Source organism: Yoonia sp. (assembly GCF_965660735.1).
Classification (GTDB): Bacteria; Pseudomonadota; Alphaproteobacteria; order Rhodobacterales; family Rhodobacteraceae; genus Yoonia.
Map to the genome: position 1 here is coordinate 155885 of NZ_CBFIBD010000002.1, position 19927 is coordinate 175811.

At 59.5% G+C, this 19927-nt stretch carries 19 protein-coding genes; 4 read left to right on the forward strand and 15 right to left on the reverse strand.

Features of this window, described 5'->3' with window-relative positions; translation table 11 throughout:
* A partial coding sequence (locus tag ACTG4B_RS02070; protein WP_439154013.1) for a glycine cleavage T C-terminal barrel domain-containing protein occupies positions 1 to 1282 on the forward strand: 1282 nt, incomplete at its 5' end.
* On the opposite strand, the gene ACTG4B_RS02075 is transcribed toward ACTG4B_RS02070, so the two are convergent.
* From ACTG4B_RS02075 to ACTG4B_RS02115, 9 genes are all read right to left on the reverse strand, one after another.
* Entirely contained in the window at positions 1279 to 2484 is a 1206-nt protein-coding gene (locus ACTG4B_RS02075) for a PLP-dependent aminotransferase family protein (protein ID WP_439154014.1), read from the reverse strand. The genes ACTG4B_RS02070 and ACTG4B_RS02075 overlap by 4 nt on opposite strands.
* A gap of 123 nt (positions 2485 to 2607) precedes the next feature.
* Entirely contained in the window at positions 2608 to 3954 is a 1347-nt protein-coding gene (locus tag ACTG4B_RS02080; RefSeq protein ID WP_439154015.1) for a S41 family peptidase, read from the reverse strand.
* 9 nt (positions 3955 to 3963) lie between these two features.
* The gene (locus ACTG4B_RS02085; RefSeq protein ID WP_439154016.1) at positions 3964 to 5043 is read right to left on the reverse strand and encodes a murein hydrolase activator EnvC family protein; all 1080 of its coding nucleotides are present in this window, start codon (positions 5041 to 5043) and stop codon (positions 3964 to 3966) included.
* The gene (gpmI, locus tag ACTG4B_RS02090; RefSeq protein WP_439154017.1) at positions 5040 to 6554 is read right to left on the reverse strand and encodes a 2,3-bisphosphoglycerate-independent phosphoglycerate mutase; all 1515 of its coding nucleotides are present in this window, start codon (positions 6552 to 6554) and stop codon (positions 5040 to 5042) included. Before gpmI ends, ACTG4B_RS02085 begins: the two co-directional genes overlap by 4 nt.
* A gap of 102 nt (positions 6555 to 6656) precedes the next feature.
* Positions 6657 to 7127, reverse strand: a complete 471-nt coding sequence (gene rlmH / locus ACTG4B_RS02095; RefSeq protein ID WP_439154087.1) for a 23S rRNA (pseudouridine(1915)-N(3))-methyltransferase RlmH — start codon at positions 7125 to 7127, stop codon at positions 6657 to 6659.
* On the reverse strand, positions 7127 to 7483 hold the full coding sequence (gene rsfS / locus ACTG4B_RS02100) for a ribosome silencing factor (RefSeq protein WP_439154018.1): 357 nt from the start codon (positions 7481 to 7483) through the stop codon (positions 7127 to 7129). Before rsfS ends, rlmH begins: the two co-directional genes overlap by 1 nt.
* 193 nt (positions 7484 to 7676) lie before the next feature.
* A complete protein-coding gene (locus ACTG4B_RS02105) occupies positions 7677 to 8702 on the reverse strand; it encodes an alcohol dehydrogenase catalytic domain-containing protein (RefSeq protein WP_439154019.1) in 1026 nt (341 codons plus the stop codon).
* 9 nt (positions 8703 to 8711) lie between these two features.
* Entirely contained in the window at positions 8712 to 9500 is a 789-nt protein-coding gene (locus ACTG4B_RS02110) for an exodeoxyribonuclease III (RefSeq protein WP_439154020.1), read from the reverse strand.
* 9 nt (positions 9501 to 9509) lie between these two features.
* Positions 9510 to 10499, reverse strand: a complete 990-nt coding sequence (locus ACTG4B_RS02115; protein WP_439154021.1) for an asparaginase — start codon at positions 10497 to 10499, stop codon at positions 9510 to 9512.
* A gap of 198 nt (positions 10500 to 10697) precedes the next feature.
* Between ACTG4B_RS02115 and ACTG4B_RS02120 the strand changes: the two genes are divergently transcribed.
* The 3 genes from ACTG4B_RS02120 to ACTG4B_RS02130 all read left to right on the forward strand — a co-directional run bounded on the left by ACTG4B_RS02120 (position 10698) and on the right by ACTG4B_RS02130 (position 12751).
* Positions 10698 to 11225, forward strand: a complete 528-nt coding sequence (locus ACTG4B_RS02120; RefSeq protein ID WP_439154022.1) for an invasion associated locus B family protein — start codon at positions 10698 to 10700, stop codon at positions 11223 to 11225.
* A gap of 129 nt (positions 11226 to 11354) precedes the next feature.
* On the forward strand, positions 11355 to 12530 hold the full coding sequence (gene rlmN, locus ACTG4B_RS02125; RefSeq protein ID WP_439154023.1) for a 23S rRNA (adenine(2503)-C(2))-methyltransferase RlmN: 1176 nt from the start codon (positions 11355 to 11357) through the stop codon (positions 12528 to 12530).
* A 50-nt stretch (positions 12531 to 12580) separates the two neighbouring features.
* Positions 12581 to 12751, forward strand: a complete 171-nt coding sequence (locus ACTG4B_RS02130) for a hypothetical protein (protein WP_439154024.1) — start codon at positions 12581 to 12583, stop codon at positions 12749 to 12751.
* Between the two features lie 8 nt (positions 12752 to 12759).
* Here ACTG4B_RS02130 and ACTG4B_RS02135 read toward each other — a convergent pair whose 3' ends face one another.
* The 6 genes from ACTG4B_RS02135 to ACTG4B_RS02160 are packed head-to-tail and all read right to left on the reverse strand — an operon-like array spanning position 12760 to position 19909.
* A complete protein-coding gene (locus ACTG4B_RS02135; protein WP_439154025.1) occupies positions 12760 to 13878 on the reverse strand; it encodes a Gfo/Idh/MocA family protein in 1119 nt (372 codons plus the stop codon).
* A gap of 12 nt (positions 13879 to 13890) precedes the next feature.
* A complete protein-coding gene (locus tag ACTG4B_RS02140) occupies positions 13891 to 14637 on the reverse strand; it encodes a sugar phosphate isomerase/epimerase family protein (RefSeq protein WP_439154026.1) in 747 nt (248 codons plus the stop codon).
* A gap of 17 nt (positions 14638 to 14654) precedes the next feature.
* Positions 14655 to 17030 carry a beta-mannosidase gene (locus tag ACTG4B_RS02145; RefSeq protein ID WP_439154027.1) on the reverse strand — a complete coding sequence of 792 codons (2376 nt, stop codon included), beginning with the start codon at positions 17028 to 17030 and terminating at the stop codon, positions 14655 to 14657.
* Positions 17027 to 18106, reverse strand: a complete 1080-nt coding sequence (locus tag ACTG4B_RS02150) for an ABC transporter ATP-binding protein (protein ID WP_439154028.1) — start codon at positions 18104 to 18106, stop codon at positions 17027 to 17029. Before ACTG4B_RS02150 ends, ACTG4B_RS02145 begins: the two co-directional genes overlap by 4 nt.
* Positions 18103 to 18999, reverse strand: a complete 897-nt coding sequence (locus tag ACTG4B_RS02155; protein ID WP_439154029.1) for a carbohydrate ABC transporter permease — start codon at positions 18997 to 18999, stop codon at positions 18103 to 18105. Before ACTG4B_RS02155 ends, ACTG4B_RS02150 begins: the two co-directional genes overlap by 4 nt.
* The gene (locus tag ACTG4B_RS02160) at positions 18992 to 19909 is read right to left on the reverse strand and encodes a carbohydrate ABC transporter permease (protein WP_439154030.1); all 918 of its coding nucleotides are present in this window, start codon (positions 19907 to 19909) and stop codon (positions 18992 to 18994) included. The genes ACTG4B_RS02155 and ACTG4B_RS02160 overlap by 8 nt, the downstream gene beginning before the upstream one ends.
* Between the last annotated feature and the right edge of the window lie 18 nt (positions 19910 to 19927).

Sequence of the window (19927 nt, forward strand, 5' to 3'; positions counted from 1 at the left end):
GTTTCAGGGAAACAAGACCTATCTGTTCGAACGGTCAAAGGAAACACTGGGTCTGCTTTATGCCGATCACTTCCCTTACCGCCAAAAGGCCACTGCGCGCGGAATCCGGCGCTCGCCGTTCCATCAGCATCTGCTGGACAGAGGTGCTGTCATGGGTGAACTGGCGGGGTGGGAAAGGGCAAACTGGATTGCAGAACCAGGACAAACCCCGGCCTATGAATATTCATGGCAGCGGCAGAATTTCTTTGGCAATGTGGCCGCAGAACTGGCCGCGATCCGCAGTAATGTCGGCTTGTATGACATGTCGTCCTTCGGCAAGATCAGGGTGGAAGGGCGCGACGCAACCGCGTTTCTGAACCATGTCGCGGGCGGACAGTATGATGTGCCGGTGGGCCGGATCGTCTATAGTCAGTTCCTGAATCCACGCGGCGGGATCGAGGCGGATGTGACCATCACACGCCTGTCTGAAACCACTTACCTGGTCGTGACACCTGCGGCTACGCGGCTGGCCGACCAGACATGGATGCAACGCCATGCGGACGATTTCAACGTGGTCATCACCGACATGACAGCAGGCGAGGCGGTGATGGCGGTGATGGGGCCAAACAGCCGCAAGCTGTTGGAGAAAGTATCGCCCAATAATTTTTCCAACGCCATCAATCCATTTGGCACGGCCCAGGTCATCGAGATTGGCATGGCGCTGGCCCGTGTGCATCGCGTCACCTATGTGGGTGAACTGGGATGGGAAGTATATGTATCCGCCGACATGGCCGCCCATGTGTTCGAGGTGCTGGACGCGGCCGGGCGCGACATGGGCCTGAAACTCTGTGGGATGCACATGATGGACTGTGCGCGACTGGAAAAAGGATTCCGGCATTTCGGCCATGACATCACCTGCGAAGATCACGTGCTGGAGGCGGGGCTTGGCTTCGCGGTGAAAACCGGCAAGTCCGCGTTCATCGGTCGCGATGCGGTGCTGCGCAAACGGGATGCGGGACTGGACAGGCGGCTGGTGCAATTCATGCTGACCGACCCCGCACCCCTGCTTTATCACAACGAACCGATCCTGCGCGACGGGCAGGTTGTGGGGCATCTGACATCGGGCGGCTATGGGCACCATCTGGGCGCGGCGATGGGCATGGGCTATGTGCCCTGCCCCGGCGAAACGGTGCAGGACATGCTGACCGGCACCTATGAAATCGACGTCATGGGCACGCGCGTTCGGGCAATGGCGCAGGTGAGGCCGTTCTACGATCCAGACGCGGCGCACGCCAAAGCCTAAGCTGACAGCAACGCCCCCAGCCGTTTGATGCCTTCGTCAATCGTGACGGGATCGGCCAGAGAAAAGCTGAGCCGGATCGTGTTGCCACCTGATCCATCGGCATGAAAGGCGCGGCCGGGCACAAAGGCGACGCGCTGGTTTTCCAAGGATCGCGCCAGCAGGTCGGCACCGTCCATCCTTGCCGGCAGGGTCAACCAGATGAACATGCCACCCTCGGGCTTTATCCATGTCACTCCTGGCGGCATGTGCGCTGCCAAGGCCGCCAGCATCGCATCGCGCCGCGCACGATAGGTGTCGCGCAACATCGCCACATGGCTGTCAAAGACAGTGCTGGCCACCTCTGCAATGGCCATTTGGTTGATGGTCGATGAATGCAGGTCGGCGGCCTGTTTCATCAGGACAAGCTGGCTGATCGCAGGCTTTGCCGCACAGACCCAGCCCACCCGCAGACCTGGCGCCAGCGACTTGGAAAAACTGCCGCAATAAAGCGTGCGGCAAGCGTCGATACTACCTTTGCGGGCGATTTCCAGCGCAAGGATCGGCGGGATCTCTTCGCCTTCATAGCGCAATGCCTGATAGGCGGCGTCCTCGATCACAGCAATATCAAGAGTGTCGGCAAGGTCGATCATCCGCTCGCGGGTTGCACGGTCAAGTGTCTCGCCCGTGGGGTTGGCGAAATCAACTGACATATAGGCGAATTTGACCCGCCCCCCGGCAGCCTCTGCCGCATCGGCGTAATCCTGTGCGGATCGGTTGCCCTGCGGCGACAACCGATCATAGCGGGGTTCATAGGCGTTGAATGCCCCAAGCGCGCCCAGATAGGTCGGCCAGCCAACCAACGCAGTGTCGCCGGGCGACAGCATCAGTTTACCCAGATAATCCAGCGCCTGCTGCGATCCCGATGTGATCAAGATGTTGTCACGGGTGCAGGGCACGCCCAGCCTGCCCATCTCGCCCGCGATCCAGTCGCGCAGGGGCGTATAACCTTCGCTGACGGAATACTGCAGGGCTTCAGCCCCTGCACCGTCAGAAAATATCGCGCTGTATGCGTCTTGAAATGCAGTGTCCGGGAAGAGTCGTGGGTCCGGTATCCCGCCCGCAAAAGAAATGATGCCGGGCTGATCCAGCAGTTTGAGAAGCTCGCGAATCTCTGATGCCTTCATCCGCGCGATCCGCGTTGAAAAGACTTGTTGCCACTCCATTCGCACCCCCGCAATGCAATCATTGCGCAAAGAATGCCCGATTATCTAGCTAAGTCAATATTGCTGACGTATATGCAATCGCTGCAAATAGGGTGGGTTTCATCCCACCCTACTGCAACATGCTTAGTTTCGGTTGTCCGCCAATGGGCCAAGGGCGTTCAGTCCCTTCAGGATATCAATGGCATAGGCCAGCTGATAATCGTCTTCGCGCAGTTGGGCCGCAGCCTCGGCGCGGGCGCGGTCTTCTTCGATCTGGCGAATCTCGTCCTCTGTCAGGCTATCGTTATTCAATGCCCCGCGCAGGTCCGCCTCAGAGCGCTGGCGCTGTGTGCTGTCGTCCTCTTCCTCGGCAACCTGGCTTGGACGCGGCTGTTCGACGATGATATCGGGGGAAATCCCCAGCGCCTGAATGGACCGGCCCGAAGGCGTGTAATAACGCGCTGTCGTCAGGCGCATCGCGCCATCCCCCCGCAAAGGCACCACGGTCTGGACCGATCCCTTGCCAAAGGATTTGGTACCCACAACAATCGCCCGGCGATGATCCTGCAAGGCGCCAGCAACGATTTCAGACGCCGAAGCGGACCCGCCGTTGATCAAGACAACAATGGGTTTGCCTTCGGCCAGATCGCCTTCGGATGCGTTGAAGCGTTCGCCATCCGCGATGTTGCGCCCGCGGGTGGATACGATTTCACCTGCATCCAGAAATGCATCGGACACGAAAATCGCCTGATTCAACAGACCGCCGGGGTTGTTGCGGAGGTCCAGTACGATCCCGTCGATATTGTCGATCCCGTCCGCATCGGCGATCTGTTCTGCCAGACCCTCGCGCAGATTTGGATAGGTCTGTTCATTGAAAGTGGTCACGCGCAACACCACGGCATTGCCCTCGGTTCGGCTGCGCACGGCCGTCAACTTGATCGTATCACGGATCAGCGACACATCGAACGGTTCCACCTCACCTTCGCGGACGACGGTGATGATGATCTCTGACCCGACAGGTCCGCGCATCAGGTTCACCGCATCATCCAGCGTCAGGCCCATCACGCTTTCACCATCCACGGCGGTGATGAAATCACCCGCCAGAATGCCCGCTGCATCGGCCGGGGTGCCATCCATGGGCGATACGACCTTGACCCAGCCATCTTCCTGCGTCACCTCGATTCCCAATCCGCCAAATTCTCCTGACGTCTGCACACGCATCTTGGCGGCATCATCGGCGGACAGATAGCTGGAATGCGGATCAAGCGATGTCAGCATGCCGTTGATGGCAGCCTCGATCAATTCCTTTTCGTCAACGTCCTCGACATAGCCGGCCCGGATGCGTTCAAAGATGTCACCAAACAGGTCAAGTTGTTCGTAAATGCTCGCCTTGTTTTCGGCCTCTTGCGCCAAAAGCGGACCAGCCAGCTGACTACTTGCCATCAGTCCCAGTGCCGCGCCACCAAAAGCGGCCATCATCAACTTTTTCATATCCGTGTCCTATTCCTTGTCGATCGCAAACCAGATGCCCGGATCAACGGGACTTTGCCCGTCCCTGACCTCAAGATAAAGAGCCTGACGCTGATCTTCGGGGGTATTCTCATCCGTTTGGTTCAAAATACTGTCAACATCCGGCTGTTCCCCCCCCAATAGCCCCAGTGGCGCACCGGCCGCCAGGATTTCACCCGGTTCGCCAAAGACCTCGGCCAATCCTGCAAGAACAAATAGCACGTCAGGCGCCGGTTCAAGTATCATCACGGTGCCATAATCCAAAAGCGGGCCGCGAAACAGGATCGTGGCGGCCACCGGTGCCGTAACAAGCGCCCGTGGCACTGCGCGGATCGCAATGCCCGGACGACCATCAACCGGCACGACCGCCCCGGCAACGGGTAGCGGCAGATTGCCTGCGGCCCTGACGTCTGTTTCGACATTGGGCGCACCTGCAAACAGACCGTTGGCAAACGCTTCGAGCGTGTCGGTGCTGGCAAGCAGCAGGGCCGTCTGGATCGGGTCATCCTGAAACCGGAGAGGCAGGTCAGTTCGCTGCGCTATTGCCAACCCAAGTGCTGCGCGGGCCGTCTGCGCCCCGCGCATCCCGTCGGTCAGCATTGCGATCGCATCCTGCTGAAGCGTGCGTAGCCGCTCCAACTCTTTCACCTGCGCAGAAAGCGTGGCCGACCGGGTCTGAAGCGCAGGCGTCAGATCGGCCACCATCAAGCCGGCACGCAAAGCACCAAGCGGCCCGTCGGGATGGGTTGACCGCACCGGCGCGGGGGTTCTTCCGATATTCTGCAGCGCTGAAATCAACACAGCGATTTCCGTGCGGTTGCGGGCCAGTTCGCCGCCCAGCTCTGCCGTGCGGCCGGTGACGCTGCGCAGGCTGTCGCGCAGGGCGGCCAAACCCGCCTCGTAGGCCTGCACTGTTTCAGTCAATGCGGCAATACGGTCACGCGCGCCGCGGGCTTCGGACATGCGCATCTGTGCGGCTTCCAGTTGGTTGGCCGCGACCTGTGCCGCGTCGCCAGGGCTTTGCGCGGACACCGGCAGCGCCAGCAAAACCAGAAGTACCACAAGCCTCATCTGACGATCAGGCTTTGGCCAGTCATTTCGGGCGGCAGGTCCAGCCCCATCAGGTCAAGCAGCGTCGGCGCCAGATCAGCCAGCCGCCCGTCACGCAGCCGCGCGCCCGCAGGTCCGCCAACCAATGCGACGGGGACAGGGTTCAGCGTGTGCGCGGTGTGCGGTCCGCCTGTTTCGGGGTCGATCATCATCTCGCAATTACCATGATCCGCGGTCAACACCATTGCCCCACCAGCGGCCTGCAAGGCCTGCAACACCTGCGCCAGCCCCTGATCCACCGTCTCGCAAGCCTTGATCGCCGCGCCAAGATCACCCGTGTGACCGACCATATCCGGGTTGGCATAGTTGGTCACGATCAGGTCATAGCCGTCTTCAATCGCCTTGACGAAGGCCGCTGTGACGTCAGAAGCGGACATTTCCGGGGCAAGGTCATATGTCGCCACATTGGGCGATTTGGGCATGAAACGGTCCTCGCCCGCCTCTGGCGTTTCCTTGCCGCCATTCAAAAAGAACGTCACATGCGGATATTTTTCCGTCTCGGCCAGCCTGAACTGGCGCAACCCGTGTTTTGCAACCCATGCCCCCAGCGTGTTCTGGATGTCGCGCTTGGGAAAAACGATGTCGAACCATACGTCATGCCGGTCGGAATAGCTGACCATGCCAAGCAGGGCCGCAAGGTCGGGTTTGTCGCGCGCGAACCCGTCAAACGCAGGGTCGGCAATGGCTGCCAAAATCTCTCGTGCGCGGTCAGACCGGAAGTTGAGGCAGAAAAATCCGTCGCCCTGCGCAAAACCGGCATAGTCCCCGATCACCGTGGCAGGAACAAATTCATCTGTCTTGCCCGCATCATAGGCCGCATCCAGTGCTGTCTCTGCAGATGACGCACGGCTTCCCTTGCCCAACGCCATCGCATCATAGGCGGTTTTGACGCGCTCCCATCGGTTGTCGCGATCCATGGCGTAGTAGCGGCCGATCACGGTGACGATCCGTGCAGTCTGCGGCAGGCGATTCTGCAAATCACGGATAAAATCACGGGCCGACGATGGCGCAACATCGCGCCCGTCAGTGATCGCGTGAATGGCCACCGGCACCCCCGCATCACAGACCGCCGTGGCCGCGGCAACAATATGATCGATATGCCCGTGCACTCCACCATCCGACACCACACCCATCAAATGGGCCGTGCCCCCTGTCTTTTGTAACTGCATGATGAACCTGGCAATCGCATCCTGACGGGCAAACGAACCGTCCTCGATCGCCAGATCAATCTGACCCAGATCCATCGCCACAATCCGGCCCGCGCCGATATTCGTGTGCCCGACCTCGGAATTGCCCATCTGGCCTGCCGGCAGGCCAACATCATTGCCGTGGGTCACAAGCTGCGCGTGCGCACCCTGCATGACCGCATCGAAATGCGGCGTATGTGCCAACTTGGGCGCATTGCCCGCGGGTTCCGCGCGCAGTCCCCAACCATCGAGGATACAAAGAACGACAGGCTTTGGTGCCGACATCAGAGCACTCCTTTTTCTTTCCGTTCCGACCTACCGCAGCGCAGACCAAAGGGGAACAGATACGCCTTCATCCCGGCCAAAAAACTCCCGCAAGTGGCGGAACTATGCCCGGTGATATGGTCCGCCAGCCAAAATGGAGGCCGCGCGGTAAAGCTGTTCTGCCAACATGACCCGCACCAGCATATGCGGCCAGACCATATTGCCAAAGCTCAGACTGGCATCAGCACGCGACCGCAGCGCCGGGTCAATACCGTCCGCGCCGCCAATCACAAAGGCCAAATCCTGCCGCCCCTGATCGCGCCAGTTGCCCAGCTGGTCGGCAAACGCGGGCGATGACATGACCTTGCCCCGCTCATCCAGCGCACAGATCAGGGCACCATCGGGAATCGCCCGTTGTAGAAGTCCTGCTTCGGCGGCCATACCGCCACCTTTCTTGTCCTCAACCTCGATCAGCTGCGCAGGCCCAAGAGCAAGGGGACGCCCGGTCCGGTCGAACCGGGTCAGGTAATCTTCATAAAGGTCACGCTCGGGGCCCTGCCGCAGCCGGCCCACCGCGCAGATATGGACGCGCATCAGGCGGGTGTCGCCGTCCCGGGCTGCCACATCTTTTCAAGCTGGTAGAATTCACGCACCTCTGGTCGGAAGACATGAACGATCACATCGCCCGTATCGACCAGCACCCAGTCGCCCGTATCCTTGCCTTCGGTCTTGGCGATCACGCCGAATTCCTGCTTGAGCCGATCCGCCAGTTTTTCGGCAATAGCCGTCACCTGCCGGCTGGAGCGGCCGGAAGCGATGACCATGTAATCGCCCATTTCGGATTTGCCCCGCAGATTGATCTGCACGACATCCTCGGCCTTGTCATCATCAAGAGATTTCAGAACGGCAGCCAGCAATGTTTCGCTGGTCGCGGTTTTCAGGGCTTTCATACCATGAACCCCTGTATTGGCTGCATCAACAACCGTGGTGGAAAGAGACAGTGCATTGTCCTCCTGACAGCGCGCCGTCATGACCCCGGCGCAGGGCATAAGTCAAAATAGCAACCATCGCCGGGTTTTTCAATAAAACACAGCGATCTTACTTTGCATGTAACCGCAATTCCACCAGATGTATTGACTGCGGTCATTGACGGGGGTCGATAAAGGCCTTTCCGTCGGGCTGCGCCAAGACAGCCGGCAAACGGCCCGGCGCATCTGACAGCGGCACGATCCCGGCGACATCGGTGGTCCACCTGCCCGTTACGAATCGTCGCTGGATATCGCTAAAGGCTTCGGGGATGCGCGCAGGATCGGCCTGCTTCATCCAGCGGGTCAGCCAGAATCCTTCGATCTGTTTGTCCTGAAAGATGAACTGGCCCATCTGCGTCAGCGCCGGCGCCGCGTTCGACAGTTTGCCATAGCTGATCCACCGCGCATGGGCAGGCATTGCAAAGAACAGATCGGACGTAATCTGGTCACCGACCGCGTCCAAAAGGATGCGTGGAGAAAGCGATTTGAAAATCGTCCGGGCTTGTTCCAGCGGGTCTGGGTCGCCGGTTACGATCACTGCCGCCGCGCCCAGTTTTTTCAGCGCATCCGCCTGCGCAGCGCGGCGAACAATTGCAATCGGCTTGATCCCGTAGTCGCGCCCCAGCGCGATCAGCAGCTTGCCCAACTGTGACCCTGCGGCGTTCAACATGAAACTGTCCGCGCCGCTGTCACGCAGTATATCGCCCATCGCCATTGCGGTCAGCGGATTGACCAGCAGCCCTGCCGCGTCCGTTTCAGCCAGATCCGCCCGGCAGGGCACCAGCCCGCTGGCATCGGTCAACGCATATTCGGCCCATGTGCCTGATGCGGTTGCAAAGAAACTGACGCGCTGGCCAATAAGCGGGGTATCACCGGCGACAACCTCGCCAACGGCTTCGAACCCGGCGGGCACACCTTTGATACGGGGCTGGCCATATTCGCCCTTGATAAAGTGGATGTCCGACGGGTTCACCGCCGCCAGATGCACCTTTATCAACACCTGCCCCTTGCCGGGGACGGGCAGGGGAATGTCCTGCAAGGCCACATAGGGCGACATATCCTCGATCTCGGGGCCGGTCTGCGAACCCGCATAGCCGTCATGCAACTGGATCAGGGCGCGCATCGTGTCAGGCAAGGTCATGATATGTTCCTAAAGGTCAAAGGTGGCAAAAACCGGCGCGTGGTCGCTGGGCTTGTCCCAGCCGCGTGCGCTGCGCAGGATTCGGCTGGAGTGTCCGGCGTTCCTGATGTCAGCCGTGGCCCAGATGTGATCCAGCCTGCGGCCCTTGTCGGCGGCATCCCAATCCTTGGCACGGTACGACCACCAACTGTACAGTTGCCCGACAGGAATATCGGCGCGGGTCACATCGGCCCAGTCGCCTGCCGCCATGACCTCTGCGAAATGTTCCACCTCGATGGGCGTATGGCTGACCACCTTGAGCAATTTCTTGTGGTCCCAGACGTCGTCTTCGCGCGGGGCGATGTTCAGATCGCCCACAAGGATGGATTTCTGCGGCTTGTCAGCACGAAACGCGTCACGCATGTCCGTCAGATAGTCCAGTTTCTGGCCGAACTTTTCGTTCACCGCACGATCGGCAACGTCACCCCCTGCCGGCACATAGAAATTGTGGATCGTCACGCCGTTTTCCAACTGCCCGGCAATGTGGCGGGCATGGCCAAGCTGGGCGTGATCCGCTGCCCCTGCCTCGACGATGGGCTGCTTGGACAGGATGGCGACGCCGTTATATCCTTTCTGACCGCGCGCGACCATGTGGGTGTAGCCAAGCGCGCGGAACTGATCCAGCGGGATCTTGTCCACCGGGCTTTTACATTCCTGAAGACACAAGACATCGGGGGATTCGTCGTGCATCAGGCGCGCCACGATGTCTTCGCGCAGGCGGACAGAGTTGATATTCCATGTGGCAAGGGTAAAGGTCATCTGTGTTCCTTAAAGCAAAGTAGCGGCGGGGCGGATGACACCCGCGGCGGTGTCGCGCCGGTTTCGGATCAGTGGCGTCATCCGCGCGATGGCGGCCGGGTGCGCGGGGTCCAGCACGCCGAGTTTCACCAGTACCGCCGCAATTGCGCTTTCGCTGGCACGTGTGGCACCGTCGGAAATTTTCAAGGCAACGCCCAGGCGCTTTTCGGGGATGATGGCGATGAACACCCCTTCGGCCCCGGTCTTGATGGCGACCTTGTGGTCCATTGCCCGCATCAGGTCGGTGCAGGCGCGCCCCTCGCCCGCCACCAATGCAGGATAGGTCATCATCGCGTGGGTCAGCTTTGTGGCCGCCGCGCTGCGCGTGTCGGACCGGTCGGGCGCACTGGCGAAAAACGCCATGGCACGGGCCAGCCCATGCACGGTGCAGGCGTGGTTCGGGGCAGAACAGCCGTCGATCCCAAAGGTTGGGCTGGTTTCCTGTGTGACCTCTTCGAATGCGGATTTGACAGCCTGCTGCACCGGATGGTCAATCAGTTCATAATTCGGCCCGCCGCGCAGATGTTTGTTGAGCGTCAGAAAACCCGCATGTTTGCCCGAACAGTTGTTGTGAACCTGACACGGGCTTTCATGGCTGCAAATCAGCGCCTCGCGTGCCGTGCGGTCATCGGGCATCTGCGGGCCACAGCGGAAATCATCATCACCCAACCCAAGATCGGCCAGCCAAGCATTTACGCGGGTCGTATGGATCGCCGCCCCATTGTGTGATGCGCAGGCCAGCGCCAGCTGCTCGTCGGTAAGATGCGCACCCGCCCCGCTTTCCAGTAACGGCAGCGCCTGCACCATTTTGCAGGAAGACCGCGGATAGATGACCGCCTCCGGATCGCCCCATGCCGCGACGATCTGCCCCGCGTCGTCGCACACAACCGCGTGACCGCGGTGGACGGACTCGCACAGATCGCCGCGCCAGATTTCGACCAGATCAACAGGATTCGCCATTCTTTTGCCTTTTGGTTTGTTCAGATTTCATTTTCATGACCGAACCACATTCTTTGGGGGCTTTCCCCTGCGGGCGGTTTTTTGCTAGTGCTATGGGTATCGAGTTGAAACATGCCCCGCCACCCGAAAAGGTGTCACCAGATGCACCACGGGCAAAGCGGGACGACCAGAGGCAAGGGACAGCTTGGAGGCTGTAGAATGATTTTGAAAATTTCTCGGACGATTGGTATTTTCGCGGCTCTTGCGGGGGCTGGCATGGCGACCGCGCAGGAAAGCGAAAACCGCGTTGCCGCCAATACGGATTGGAGCGTCTTTGTCGAGACGGACCCGAATGAATGCTGGGCAGTTTCTGCGCCCAAGGAAACATTGAACACCCGCGACGGCGAACCCGTATCGGTCCGCCGCGGCGATATTCGCCTGATCGTGTTCTACCGGCCGGAACAGAACGTGGCCGGGCAGGTGATGTTCGCGGGCGGCTATCCTTTTGCCAGCGGGTCCACCGTGTCGGTCGAAATTGACGGCACCACGTTTCAAATGTTCACAGAAAACGAAACCGCATGGCCCGCCACGCCAGAAGACGACGTGAAATTCGTAGAGGCCATGAAGCGTGGCGCGGATGCGGTTGTCACAGGCCAGTCGGGCCGCGGCACGCAGACGCAGGACACGTTCAGCTTGCTGGGCTTTACCGCCGCCGTCGAGGAAGCCGCGAGCCGCTGCGCAGGGTAACGCATTTTCCCTTGGAAAACGCGTGCCTCCGGCGGGGATATTTATACTCGGAAGAAACGGGCGGGTTTCTTGTGAATTCGGCCCGCGCCTTCTATATGGCGTGTTTGATCCCTTTACCGGAGCACCGAAATGGATATCAAGGCACCGATCACCCAAGACGTGTTAACCATTCCGCGCAAAACGCCGGAGGGGCCCCAGAACCTTGTCGGATTGTCCCGCGACGCGATGCGTGATGCGCTGATTGCCGCAGGCACGCCTGAAAAGCAGGCCAAGATGCGTGTCGGCCAGATCTGGCAGTGGATTTATCATTGGGGGGTGCGGGATTTTGACCAGATGACCAATCTGGCCAAGGATTACCGCGCCATGCTTGCCGATACATTTATTGTCGCAGTCCCCGAGGTGGTCAGCCGACAGGTCTCGACCGATGGCACCCGCAAGTATCTGGTGCGCATCGCAGGCGGGCACGAGGTGGAGGTGGTCTATATCCCGGAAACCGATCGCGGCACCTTGTGTATTTCATCCCAAGTGGGGTGCACACTGACATGTTCGTTCTGCCACACGGGCACGCAGAAACTGGTGCGCAACCTGACTGCGGCCGAAATCATCGGGCAGGTCATGGTTGCGCGGGACGATCTGGGCGAATGGCCCGTGCCCGGCGCGCCCAAGGATGAAACGCGCCTGCTATCCAACATCGTTTTGATGGGCATGGGCGAGCCGCTGTATAATTTTGAAAACGTGCGCGACGCGATGAAGATCGCCATGGACCCTGACGGGATCCAGTTGTCCCGCCGCCGGATTACCCTGTCGACATCCGGGGTGGTCCCGGAAATTGCACGCACGGCACAGGAGATCGGCTGTCAGTTGGCGATTTCCTTTCACGCCACCACGGACGAGGTGCGCGACAATCTGGTGCCCATCAACAAACGCTGGCCAATTGCCGATCTGCTGGACGTTTTGCGCAGTTATCCAAAGGTCAGTAATTCCGAGCGGATCACATTTGAATACGTGATGCTGGACGGCGTGAACGACAGCGACGAAGATGCGCGCCGCTTGATCAAGCTGATCGACGGGATCCCCGCCAAGATCAACCTGATACCCTTCAACGAATGGCCCGGCGCCCCTTACAAGCGATCATCGAACAACCGCATCCGCGCCTTTGCCGATATCATCTACAAGGCCGGATATGCATCGCCCATCCGCACGCCACGCGGCGAGGACATCATGGCCGCCTGCGGTCAGTTGAAATCGGCGACCGAACGGGCGCGCAAATCAAAGGCACAGATCGCCCAGGATGCCGGACTGTAATTGTGATCATGGCTAACTGAATATTCACCATTCTGTGGTGAAACAGGGTCATGAAACATATCACACTTGGCCTGCCGCCCGAAATTCTTGACGCCCTGCAACATCTGGGGGGCCGCGATGACGCGGAAATCCACCGGATTGTATGCGAGGCGTTGCGCAATGACTTTCAACGCCGCGCCCGGTTGGCGCGGCATCGCATCAACAAACCTGTTGCAGCCTGACGGATCACTTACACCAAAAGCGCGTGCGCCTCTTGGGGTGACAGTGACGCGGGTTGGGCGCACGTGGTTGTCATATCCACCCAACGCCGCTCTGCCCCGGCGCGCAGTATCCCCGTCATGACGTCCACTGCATGAACGGCAAGGTCGATGTTGCAGCGATGGTCGCGGCCGTCCGCTATCGCGGTCGCCATATCGGCCAGTCCGGCACAGCGATAGTTTGCACGGTCGTTCTGGTTTGGCACGCCAAAGGGGTGATCCCACGCGGAGAGTGCGGTGATTTCGCCATTTGGGGTGCCAATTTCGACTGTGCCGCCGAAGAAATTGGGGTCGGGAATGAACAGTGACCCGTCCGAGCCATAAAGTTCCATATTCGCATGCCGATGTGCCCAGACATCCCAGCTTGCCCCCAGCGTCACGGTCGCGCCGTTTACGAATTCCAGCAGCGCGTGGATGTTGGTGGGCGTATCAACAGGCACCGCTTCGCCCTGACGCGCGCCATTCCCGATGATCCGTTCGCCAAACGTCGCCGTGGCCAGCGATGCCACGGATTTCACAGGGCCGATCAAATGGATCAGGTTGGTGATGTAATAGGGACCGATATCCAGAACCGGGCCTGCGCCGGGCTGAAAAAAGAAATCGGGGTTGGGGTGCCATGCTTCCATCCCGTGGCTCATCACATGGCAGGTGCCGCCGATAATCCGGCCCACATCGCCCGCATCGATCGCGGCGCGTGCCTGTTGGTGCGCCCCACCAAGAAACGTATCAGGCGCAGACCCGACCCGCAGGTTTTTCGCTGCAGCAAGTTCGCGCAGTGATTCGCCTTCTTCCAGCGTCAGCACCAACGGCTTTTCGGAATAGGCGTGCTTTCCCGCCTCAAGGATGCGGCGCGTCACGGCGTAATGGACAGCCGGTATCGTCAGATTGACAACGACATCAACATCCGGGGCAGTCAGCAGATCATCTACCGTATCCGCCCGCACGCCATATTCTGCCGCACGTGCATTGGCGGCATCCATGTTGATATCGGCCACGGCCCGCAGCGCCAGCGATTTGAAAACCGGCGCAAATCGCAGGTAGGTCGTCGAGATATTGCCGCATCCGATGATGCCGACGCCAAGCTGTGTCATGTGGATATTCCTTTAGAAATTATTGATTGCGGCAAGGCTGCGCCGGGCAAAACGGGCGTGATCGCTGGGGTTGTCGTGTTCGATGACATAGTGATCGACGCCAGCGGCCTGCATCGCCGCATGGATCGCGGGCCACTGCATGATGCCTTCTCCTACGTCGGCCCAGCCGTCTTCGTCGCTGCATTGCCCATCGGGCGCGATATCCTTTACGTGCGCCGCTGCAATCCGGCCTCCGTATTTGTTGATCCGCTCAACCGGGTCGTGTCCTGCGCGGCGCACCCAACCCAGATCAAGTTCCAGCATCAGATCGTCAGAGGCCGCGGCAATCAGGTCCAGCGGCAGCGCGCCGGTATCGGTGGGCACCAGTTCGAAATCGTGGTTGTGCCAACCAAAAATCAGCCCCGCCGCCTGAAACGGCTTGCCAGCCGCAGCCAGCCTTTTGCCAAAGGCCGTCCACCCCGCCGCATCTGTCGGCCGCGCATCGGGCATCAGATGCGGTACGAACAATTTTTCACAGCCCAGCGCCTTCATGATGGCAAGGGTGCCGCCGGCATCATTCTCGACCATCTCCAGCCCGACATGGGCACTGGTCATGCGCAACCCGGTTGCATCCAGTCCGGCACGCAGCGCATCAAGATCGCCGAACAGCCCACCATAACCTTCGACTTCGGTGAAACCGGTTTCGGCCAGCATTTGCAGCGTCTTTTCAACGGGGGGAAAGTTGCGCGAACAGTAAAGCTGATAGGAAATACGGGGCATGGCTGTGTCCTTTACGGTTAGTCATAGGTTGCGCTGTGCAGATCGCGCAGCGTGAAAACGGGGCTCATGTCCGGGTCGGTCGGAGTGAATGTCACCAACCGTTTCTGCCCGGGCAGCAGGGTAAATGCGTTGTCGTCGAACCGACCTGGCGCACTTGCCTCGACCGTGACGAACAGTGCCAGGTTTTGTGCGGTGATGCTGATCTGATGTCCCTGGACGCGATGGGTCAGCACGGGGGGGAGCAGATCAAAGGATTTGTAGGGTTTGGGTGCGAAGGTGTCGCTGCCGGTCCGGCCATCCGGGGTGGTCCAGCTGAAATGCAACATTTCATTGGCGCGCAGGTCGGCCAATGGCACGCTGAGCGCATCCTTGGCATTCAGCCCGGCGTCGGTTCTTACCTGCCCCAAGAGCCGCAGGGCGCCATCCATCGCGACGGCGAAGGCGCTGATCTTCACATCGCAGGGCATCGGGGCGTCATTGACGACACGCAGCATAATCCGGTCATTCATCGGAACCGCCGTGACAAGCAGGGGCGCAAAGAAATGCCGCGCCATATGATGCAGCAGTTTCCAGTCGCCGCCATAGTTCAGCGACGCCCATGAACAGACCGGCCATGTGTCGTTCAACTGCCAGATCAGCGCCCCCATGCAATGCGGCTTCAAACCACGCCAGTGCGTCACAGCGGTTTTTATTGCGAGCCCCTGCTGGATCTGGGAGAGGTAAACAAAATTCGCGAATTTTGTCGGCCAGCGGAAATAGCGGAACATCGTTTCCGCGATGCGCGCGTTGCCGCCGGCGTTTTTCTGGTGCGACTCCAGAACCGGGGCCGCGATGTTTTGATCCTCGGGGGCCGCGAAACGATTGATGGTGTTCAGCGACGGATAACTTTGAAAGCCGAATTCGGAACAAAAACGCGGACTGACATCGCGGTAGTGGTCAAAGTCGCGGCCTTCATGCCAGACCGACCAGAAATGCATGTCGCCAGACCCATCGTCATGCCACGCGTCACCGAAATCCAGCGGCCCCGGCGACGGGGATGATGGCCACCAGTTTGCCGCTGGATCGGTGTCTTTCAAAGCCACCTCGATACATCGGTTCAGCCGGTCGTAGTTCACCAGATAGCGATCGCGGTTGGCGCGGGTTTCTGCAAACCAGTTCAGCGATCCGATCAGTTCATTGTCACCACACCAAAGCGCAAGGCAGGCGTGATGCTGGATGCGGGCGACGTTTTCAACGACTTCCGCACGCACATTGGCAAGATACGCATCGTCAGACGGGTAGATGTTGCAGGCAAACATGAAATCCTGCCAGACCATCAGGCCCAATTCATCGCACAGGTCATAAAACCAGTCGGCTTCGTACCGGCCCCCGCCCCAGATGCGGATCATGTTCATATTTGCATCCACCGCAGATTGCAGCAGGTCGCGGGTTTTGGCGGGGGTAATCCGCCCGGCCAGCGCATCGGCAGGGATCCAGTTTGCCCCTTTGGCAAAGACATCGCGATCATTCACGCGAAACTTAAAGCCAAGGCCAGCGTCGTCTTTATCCGTGATCAGCCCAATGCGGCGCAGGCCAATGCGACGGTGCGCCGTGTCGGTGCCTGCGGTCATTGTCAGATCATAAAGCGGCTGGGCGCCCTGCCCTGCGGGCCACCACAATTGCGGGTCGCCAATATGTGCCGTCAGGTGGGCCAAACCGCCCGTGCACATAGCCGACAGGCTTTGCCCCGCAATCGTCGCAGTGACAGGGCCCGCATACTGCGCGACATGGGCGGTGATCGCCAGCGTCACGCCTTCACTGCCATGATCCTGCGCGACCAACACACGGACAATCCGGGGGGCACGGCCAGGTTCAATCGCCATCACCCCGTAGATGCCGAAGGGCGCCAGTGCGATGTTCCAGTCCCAACCGAAATCGCAAGCCGGCTTGCGCAACATATTGCCGTTGGGGATCGGGTTGTTGCTGTCCTGATAGGGCAGGTAGAACGGATGCGCCGCCTGTTTTTCCGCCGCCACCCTGATTGCGGAATGAAAGGTAACAGAAATCTCGTTCCTGCCCAGGCGGGCCACATTCGACAGGCTCACACGATAGCTGCGGAATGCGTTTTCGCACCTCAGCACAATTTGCCCGTTCACCGTCACCGTGGCGATAGTATCGACGCCCGACAGCACTACATCAACCTCCGTTTCGGTCAGGTCGAAAGCCCGCGTCGCGGTCCAGGCACGTTCCGCGATCCAGCGCAGATCGTATTCATTGCGCCCCCAATAGGGATCCGGGATCAGGCCCGCGTCATGCAGGGCACTGATGCCGTCGGTTGGCAGGTGTATGGCGCAGGAATGGCTGCCGCTGTCATCCGACAACGCCCATTCCCCGGCCAGGTCTAGGTGAATCAAAGGCGGTCCTCGGTTTTTTTGTCGAACAGGGACGCGCGCGATGGATCAATTCCGATGGGCAGCGTTTCACCGGCTTTCACCCGGGCCTGCCCGTCCATGCGCACGCGGAACAGATGCCGCCCCAGCTTGGCATAGACCAGTGTGTCTGACCCCATCGGTTCCACCAGATCAATCGTAGCATCGAATTGCAGCGGGGCATCAGCGGCCAACGGGCCAGTCACCACATGCTCGGGGCGGATGCCGATCACGGCGGGCCGGTCGGCCGTCTGGCCATCCGCGAATTGATAGCCGGACATCGGCATCACCATATCATCGACCTTAAACGTGCCACCTTCCAGTTGCCCTTCGAGAAAGTTCATCGAAGGGCTGCCGATGAAATCTGCGACGTACAGGTTGCGTGGCTGGTTATAGATTTCATCGGGGCTGCCCAACTGCATGATCTTGCCCCCTTTCATCACGGCTATCCGGTCGGCCAGTGTCATCGCCTCGACCTGGTCGTGGGTGACGTAGATCATCGTGTTTTGCAGCTGGTTATGCAGGCGTTTCAGTTCGACGCGCAGATCGACGCGCAGTTTGGCGTCAAGGTTCGACAGCGGCTCATCGAACAGGAATACATCGACATCGCGCACCAGTGCCCGCCCGATGGCCACCCGCTGGCGTTGTCCACCCGACAGCGCGCCGGGCTTGCGATCCAGCAGCGGTGCAATCTGAAGAATTTCCGCCGCCCGCGCCACACGCTTTTCAATTTCTGCCTTGGGCACCTTGGCGTTTTTCAGACCGAACGACAGGTTTCCCTTGACCGTCATTTGCGGATAAAGCGCGTAGGACTGGAACACCATGCCGATCCCGCGTTCGCTGGGTTCGGCCCATGTGACATTCTTGTCCTTGATGAAAATCTGCCCGTCCGTGACTTCCAGCAGTCCGGCGATACAGTTCAGCAGGGTTGATTTGCCACAGCCCGACGACCCCAGCAGCACCAGAAATTCGCCTTCGTGGATGTTCAGGGTCAGCTTTTGCAGAACCTTCACGGCCCCGAATGCAAGATCCAGTTCCTTGATTTCGACAGAATAGCTCATCCTTTGACGGCCCCCGCTGCGATGCCGCGGACAAACAGTTTGCCCGAAGCGAAGTAGATGACAAGTGGCACAAGGCCGGTGAGTAGCGTTGCCGCCATGTTGACGTTGTATTCCTTGACCCCCTGGACGGAATTCACGATGTTGTTGAGCTGGACCGTCATCGGGTATGTCGACGGTTTGGTATAGATCACGCCGAACAGGAAATCGTTCCAGATGCCGGTGACCTGCAAGATAATCGCGACCACAAAAATCGGCAGCGCCATCGGCAGCATGATCTGGAAATAGATCCCCCAGAACCCGGCCCCGTCAACGCGGGCGGCCTTGAACAATTCCTCGGGCACGGATGTGAAATAGTTGCGGAACAGCAGCGTCAGGATCGGCATCCCGAACACGGTATGCACCAGAACCAGCCCCCATAAATCGCCCATCAGCCCGATTTCGCGCAGCATGATCACGATGGGATAAAGCATCGTCTGATAGGGAATGAAGGCGCCGATGATCAGGATGGTGAAAAACACCTCTGACCCTTTGAATCGCCAGTTCGCGAGTGCGTAGCCGTTGATGGATGCAATCGTGATCGACAACAGAACCGACGGGATCAGGATTTGCACCGAATTCCAGAACCCCCGCGATAGCCCATCACAGTTGATGCCGGTGCAGGCGCCTGACCATGCCTTTACCCAGGGCTCGAATGTGATTTCCATCGGCGGGCCAAACACGTTGCCCATGCGGATTTCCGGCATCCCCTTCAACGATGTGACGACCATCACGTATAGTGGCAACAAGTAGTACATGCTGACCACGATCAGCGTGCCGTAAACCATGATATTGCCGCGGCTGAACACCTTTTTGGGTTTTGCCCCGCGTGGGCCGTGCAGTGCGATATCAGCCATTCTTCCGGCCTCCGAATTCAAGATAGGCCCATGGGATCAGGATGATCACGACCGACACTAGCATCATGGTGGATGCGGCAAACCCCTGCCCAAGGTTCTGGGCGCGGAACATGTATTCGATCACGTATTTGGCGGGCACTTCGGAACTGATACCGGGGCCGCCGTTGGTCTGGGCGACGACCAGATCATAAAGCTTGATGATGCCGCTGGCGATCAGCACCAGCGACGTGATGAACACGGGCCGCATCATCGGGATAATGACCAACAGATATGTCTTGATCGTGCCAATCCCGTCGACGCGGGCGGCTTTCCAGATGTCTTCGTCAATGCCGCGCAGACCGGCCAGCATGATGCACATGATCAGCCCGGTGCCCTGCCACAGCCCCGCAATCAGCAGGCCGAACATCACCGTGTCGGGATCGTTCAGCGGGTTGAACGTAAAACTTTCCCAGCCCCAGCTGCGCACAACGCTTTGCAGGCCGAAATCGGGGTTCAGTATCCATTGCCATGCCAGACCGGTGACGACAAATGACAAGGCAAAGGGATAAAGAAAAATCGTGCGGAACGCGCCTTCGAACCGGATCTTGCGATCAAGCAGCGCTGCCAGCGTAAAGGCGACGACCAGCGTAAAGATCATCGAACAGACGCCGTAAAGCGCAAGGTTCTTGATCGAAATAATCCAGCGGTCGGATGCCCACAGTCGTTCATACTGGTCAAGTCCGACCCAATTCGTGCGGGGCAGCATCCGCGATCCGGTAAAGGAATAGACGACCGTCCATGTGGTGCCGCCCAGAAAAACCACCACGGCAGTCAAGATCATCGGGATCGAGGCGATCTTGGCCATCAGGTTGTGAAACAGGCGCGGCGGGCGTTTGTGGGTCTGCGCCGGAATATCCGATACAAGTGTCATCTTGTCGGCTCCATTTTT

What these genes read in the sequence shown, in the direction of transcription:
- ACTG4B_RS02115 (WP_439154021.1), bottom strand. Translation starts at nt 10,499, where the DNA reads ATGGCGAATCCTGTTGATCTGGTCGAAATCTGGCGCGGCGATCTGTGC.
- ACTG4B_RS02155 (WP_439154029.1), bottom strand. Translation starts at nt 18,999, where the DNA reads ATGGCTGATATCGCACTGCACGGCCCACGCGGGGCAAAACCCAAAAAG.
- ACTG4B_RS02110 (WP_439154020.1), bottom strand. Translation starts at nt 9,500, where the DNA reads ATGACCTTTACCCTTGCCACATGGAATATCAACTCTGTCCGCCTGCGC.
- ACTG4B_RS02085 (WP_439154016.1), bottom strand. Translation starts at nt 5,043, where the DNA reads ATGAGGCTTGTGGTACTTCTGGTTTTGCTGGCGCTGCCGGTGTCCGCG.
- rsfS (WP_439154018.1), bottom strand. Translation starts at nt 7,483, where the DNA reads ATGAAAGCCCTGAAAACCGCGACCAGCGAAACATTGCTGGCTGCCGTT.
- ACTG4B_RS02105 (WP_439154019.1), bottom strand. Translation starts at nt 8,702, where the DNA reads ATGACCTTGCCTGACACGATGCGCGCCCTGATCCAGTTGCATGACGGC.
- ACTG4B_RS02120 (WP_439154022.1), top strand. Translation starts at nt 10,698, where the DNA reads ATGATTTTGAAAATTTCTCGGACGATTGGTATTTTCGCGGCTCTTGCG.
- ACTG4B_RS02140 (WP_439154026.1), bottom strand. Translation starts at nt 14,637, where the DNA reads ATGCCCCGTATTTCCTATCAGCTTTACTGTTCGCGCAACTTTCCCCCC.
- ACTG4B_RS02130 (WP_439154024.1), top strand. Translation starts at nt 12,581, where the DNA reads ATGAAACATATCACACTTGGCCTGCCGCCCGAAATTCTTGACGCCCTG.
- rlmH (WP_439154087.1), bottom strand. Translation starts at nt 7,127, where the DNA reads ATGCGCGTCCATATCTGCGCGGTGGGCCGGCTGCGGCAGGGCCCCGAG.
- ACTG4B_RS02080 (WP_439154015.1), bottom strand. Translation starts at nt 3,954, where the DNA reads ATGAAAAAGTTGATGATGGCCGCTTTTGGTGGCGCGGCACTGGGACTG.
- ACTG4B_RS02150 (WP_439154028.1), bottom strand. Translation starts at nt 18,106, where the DNA reads ATGAGCTATTCTGTCGAAATCAAGGAACTGGATCTTGCATTCGGGGCC.
- ACTG4B_RS02075 (WP_439154014.1), bottom strand. Translation starts at nt 2,484, where the DNA reads ATGGAGTGGCAACAAGTCTTTTCAACGCGGATCGCGCGGATGAAGGCA.
- ACTG4B_RS02160 (WP_439154030.1), bottom strand. Translation starts at nt 19,909, where the DNA reads ATGACACTTGTATCGGATATTCCGGCGCAGACCCACAAACGCCCGCCG.
- ACTG4B_RS02135 (WP_439154025.1), bottom strand. Translation starts at nt 13,878, where the DNA reads ATGACACAGCTTGGCGTCGGCATCATCGGATGCGGCAATATCTCGACG.
- rlmN (WP_439154023.1), top strand. Translation starts at nt 11,355, where the DNA reads ATGGATATCAAGGCACCGATCACCCAAGACGTGTTAACCATTCCGCGC.
- gpmI (WP_439154017.1), bottom strand. Translation starts at nt 6,554, where the DNA reads ATGTCGGCACCAAAGCCTGTCGTTCTTTGTATCCTCGATGGTTGGGGA.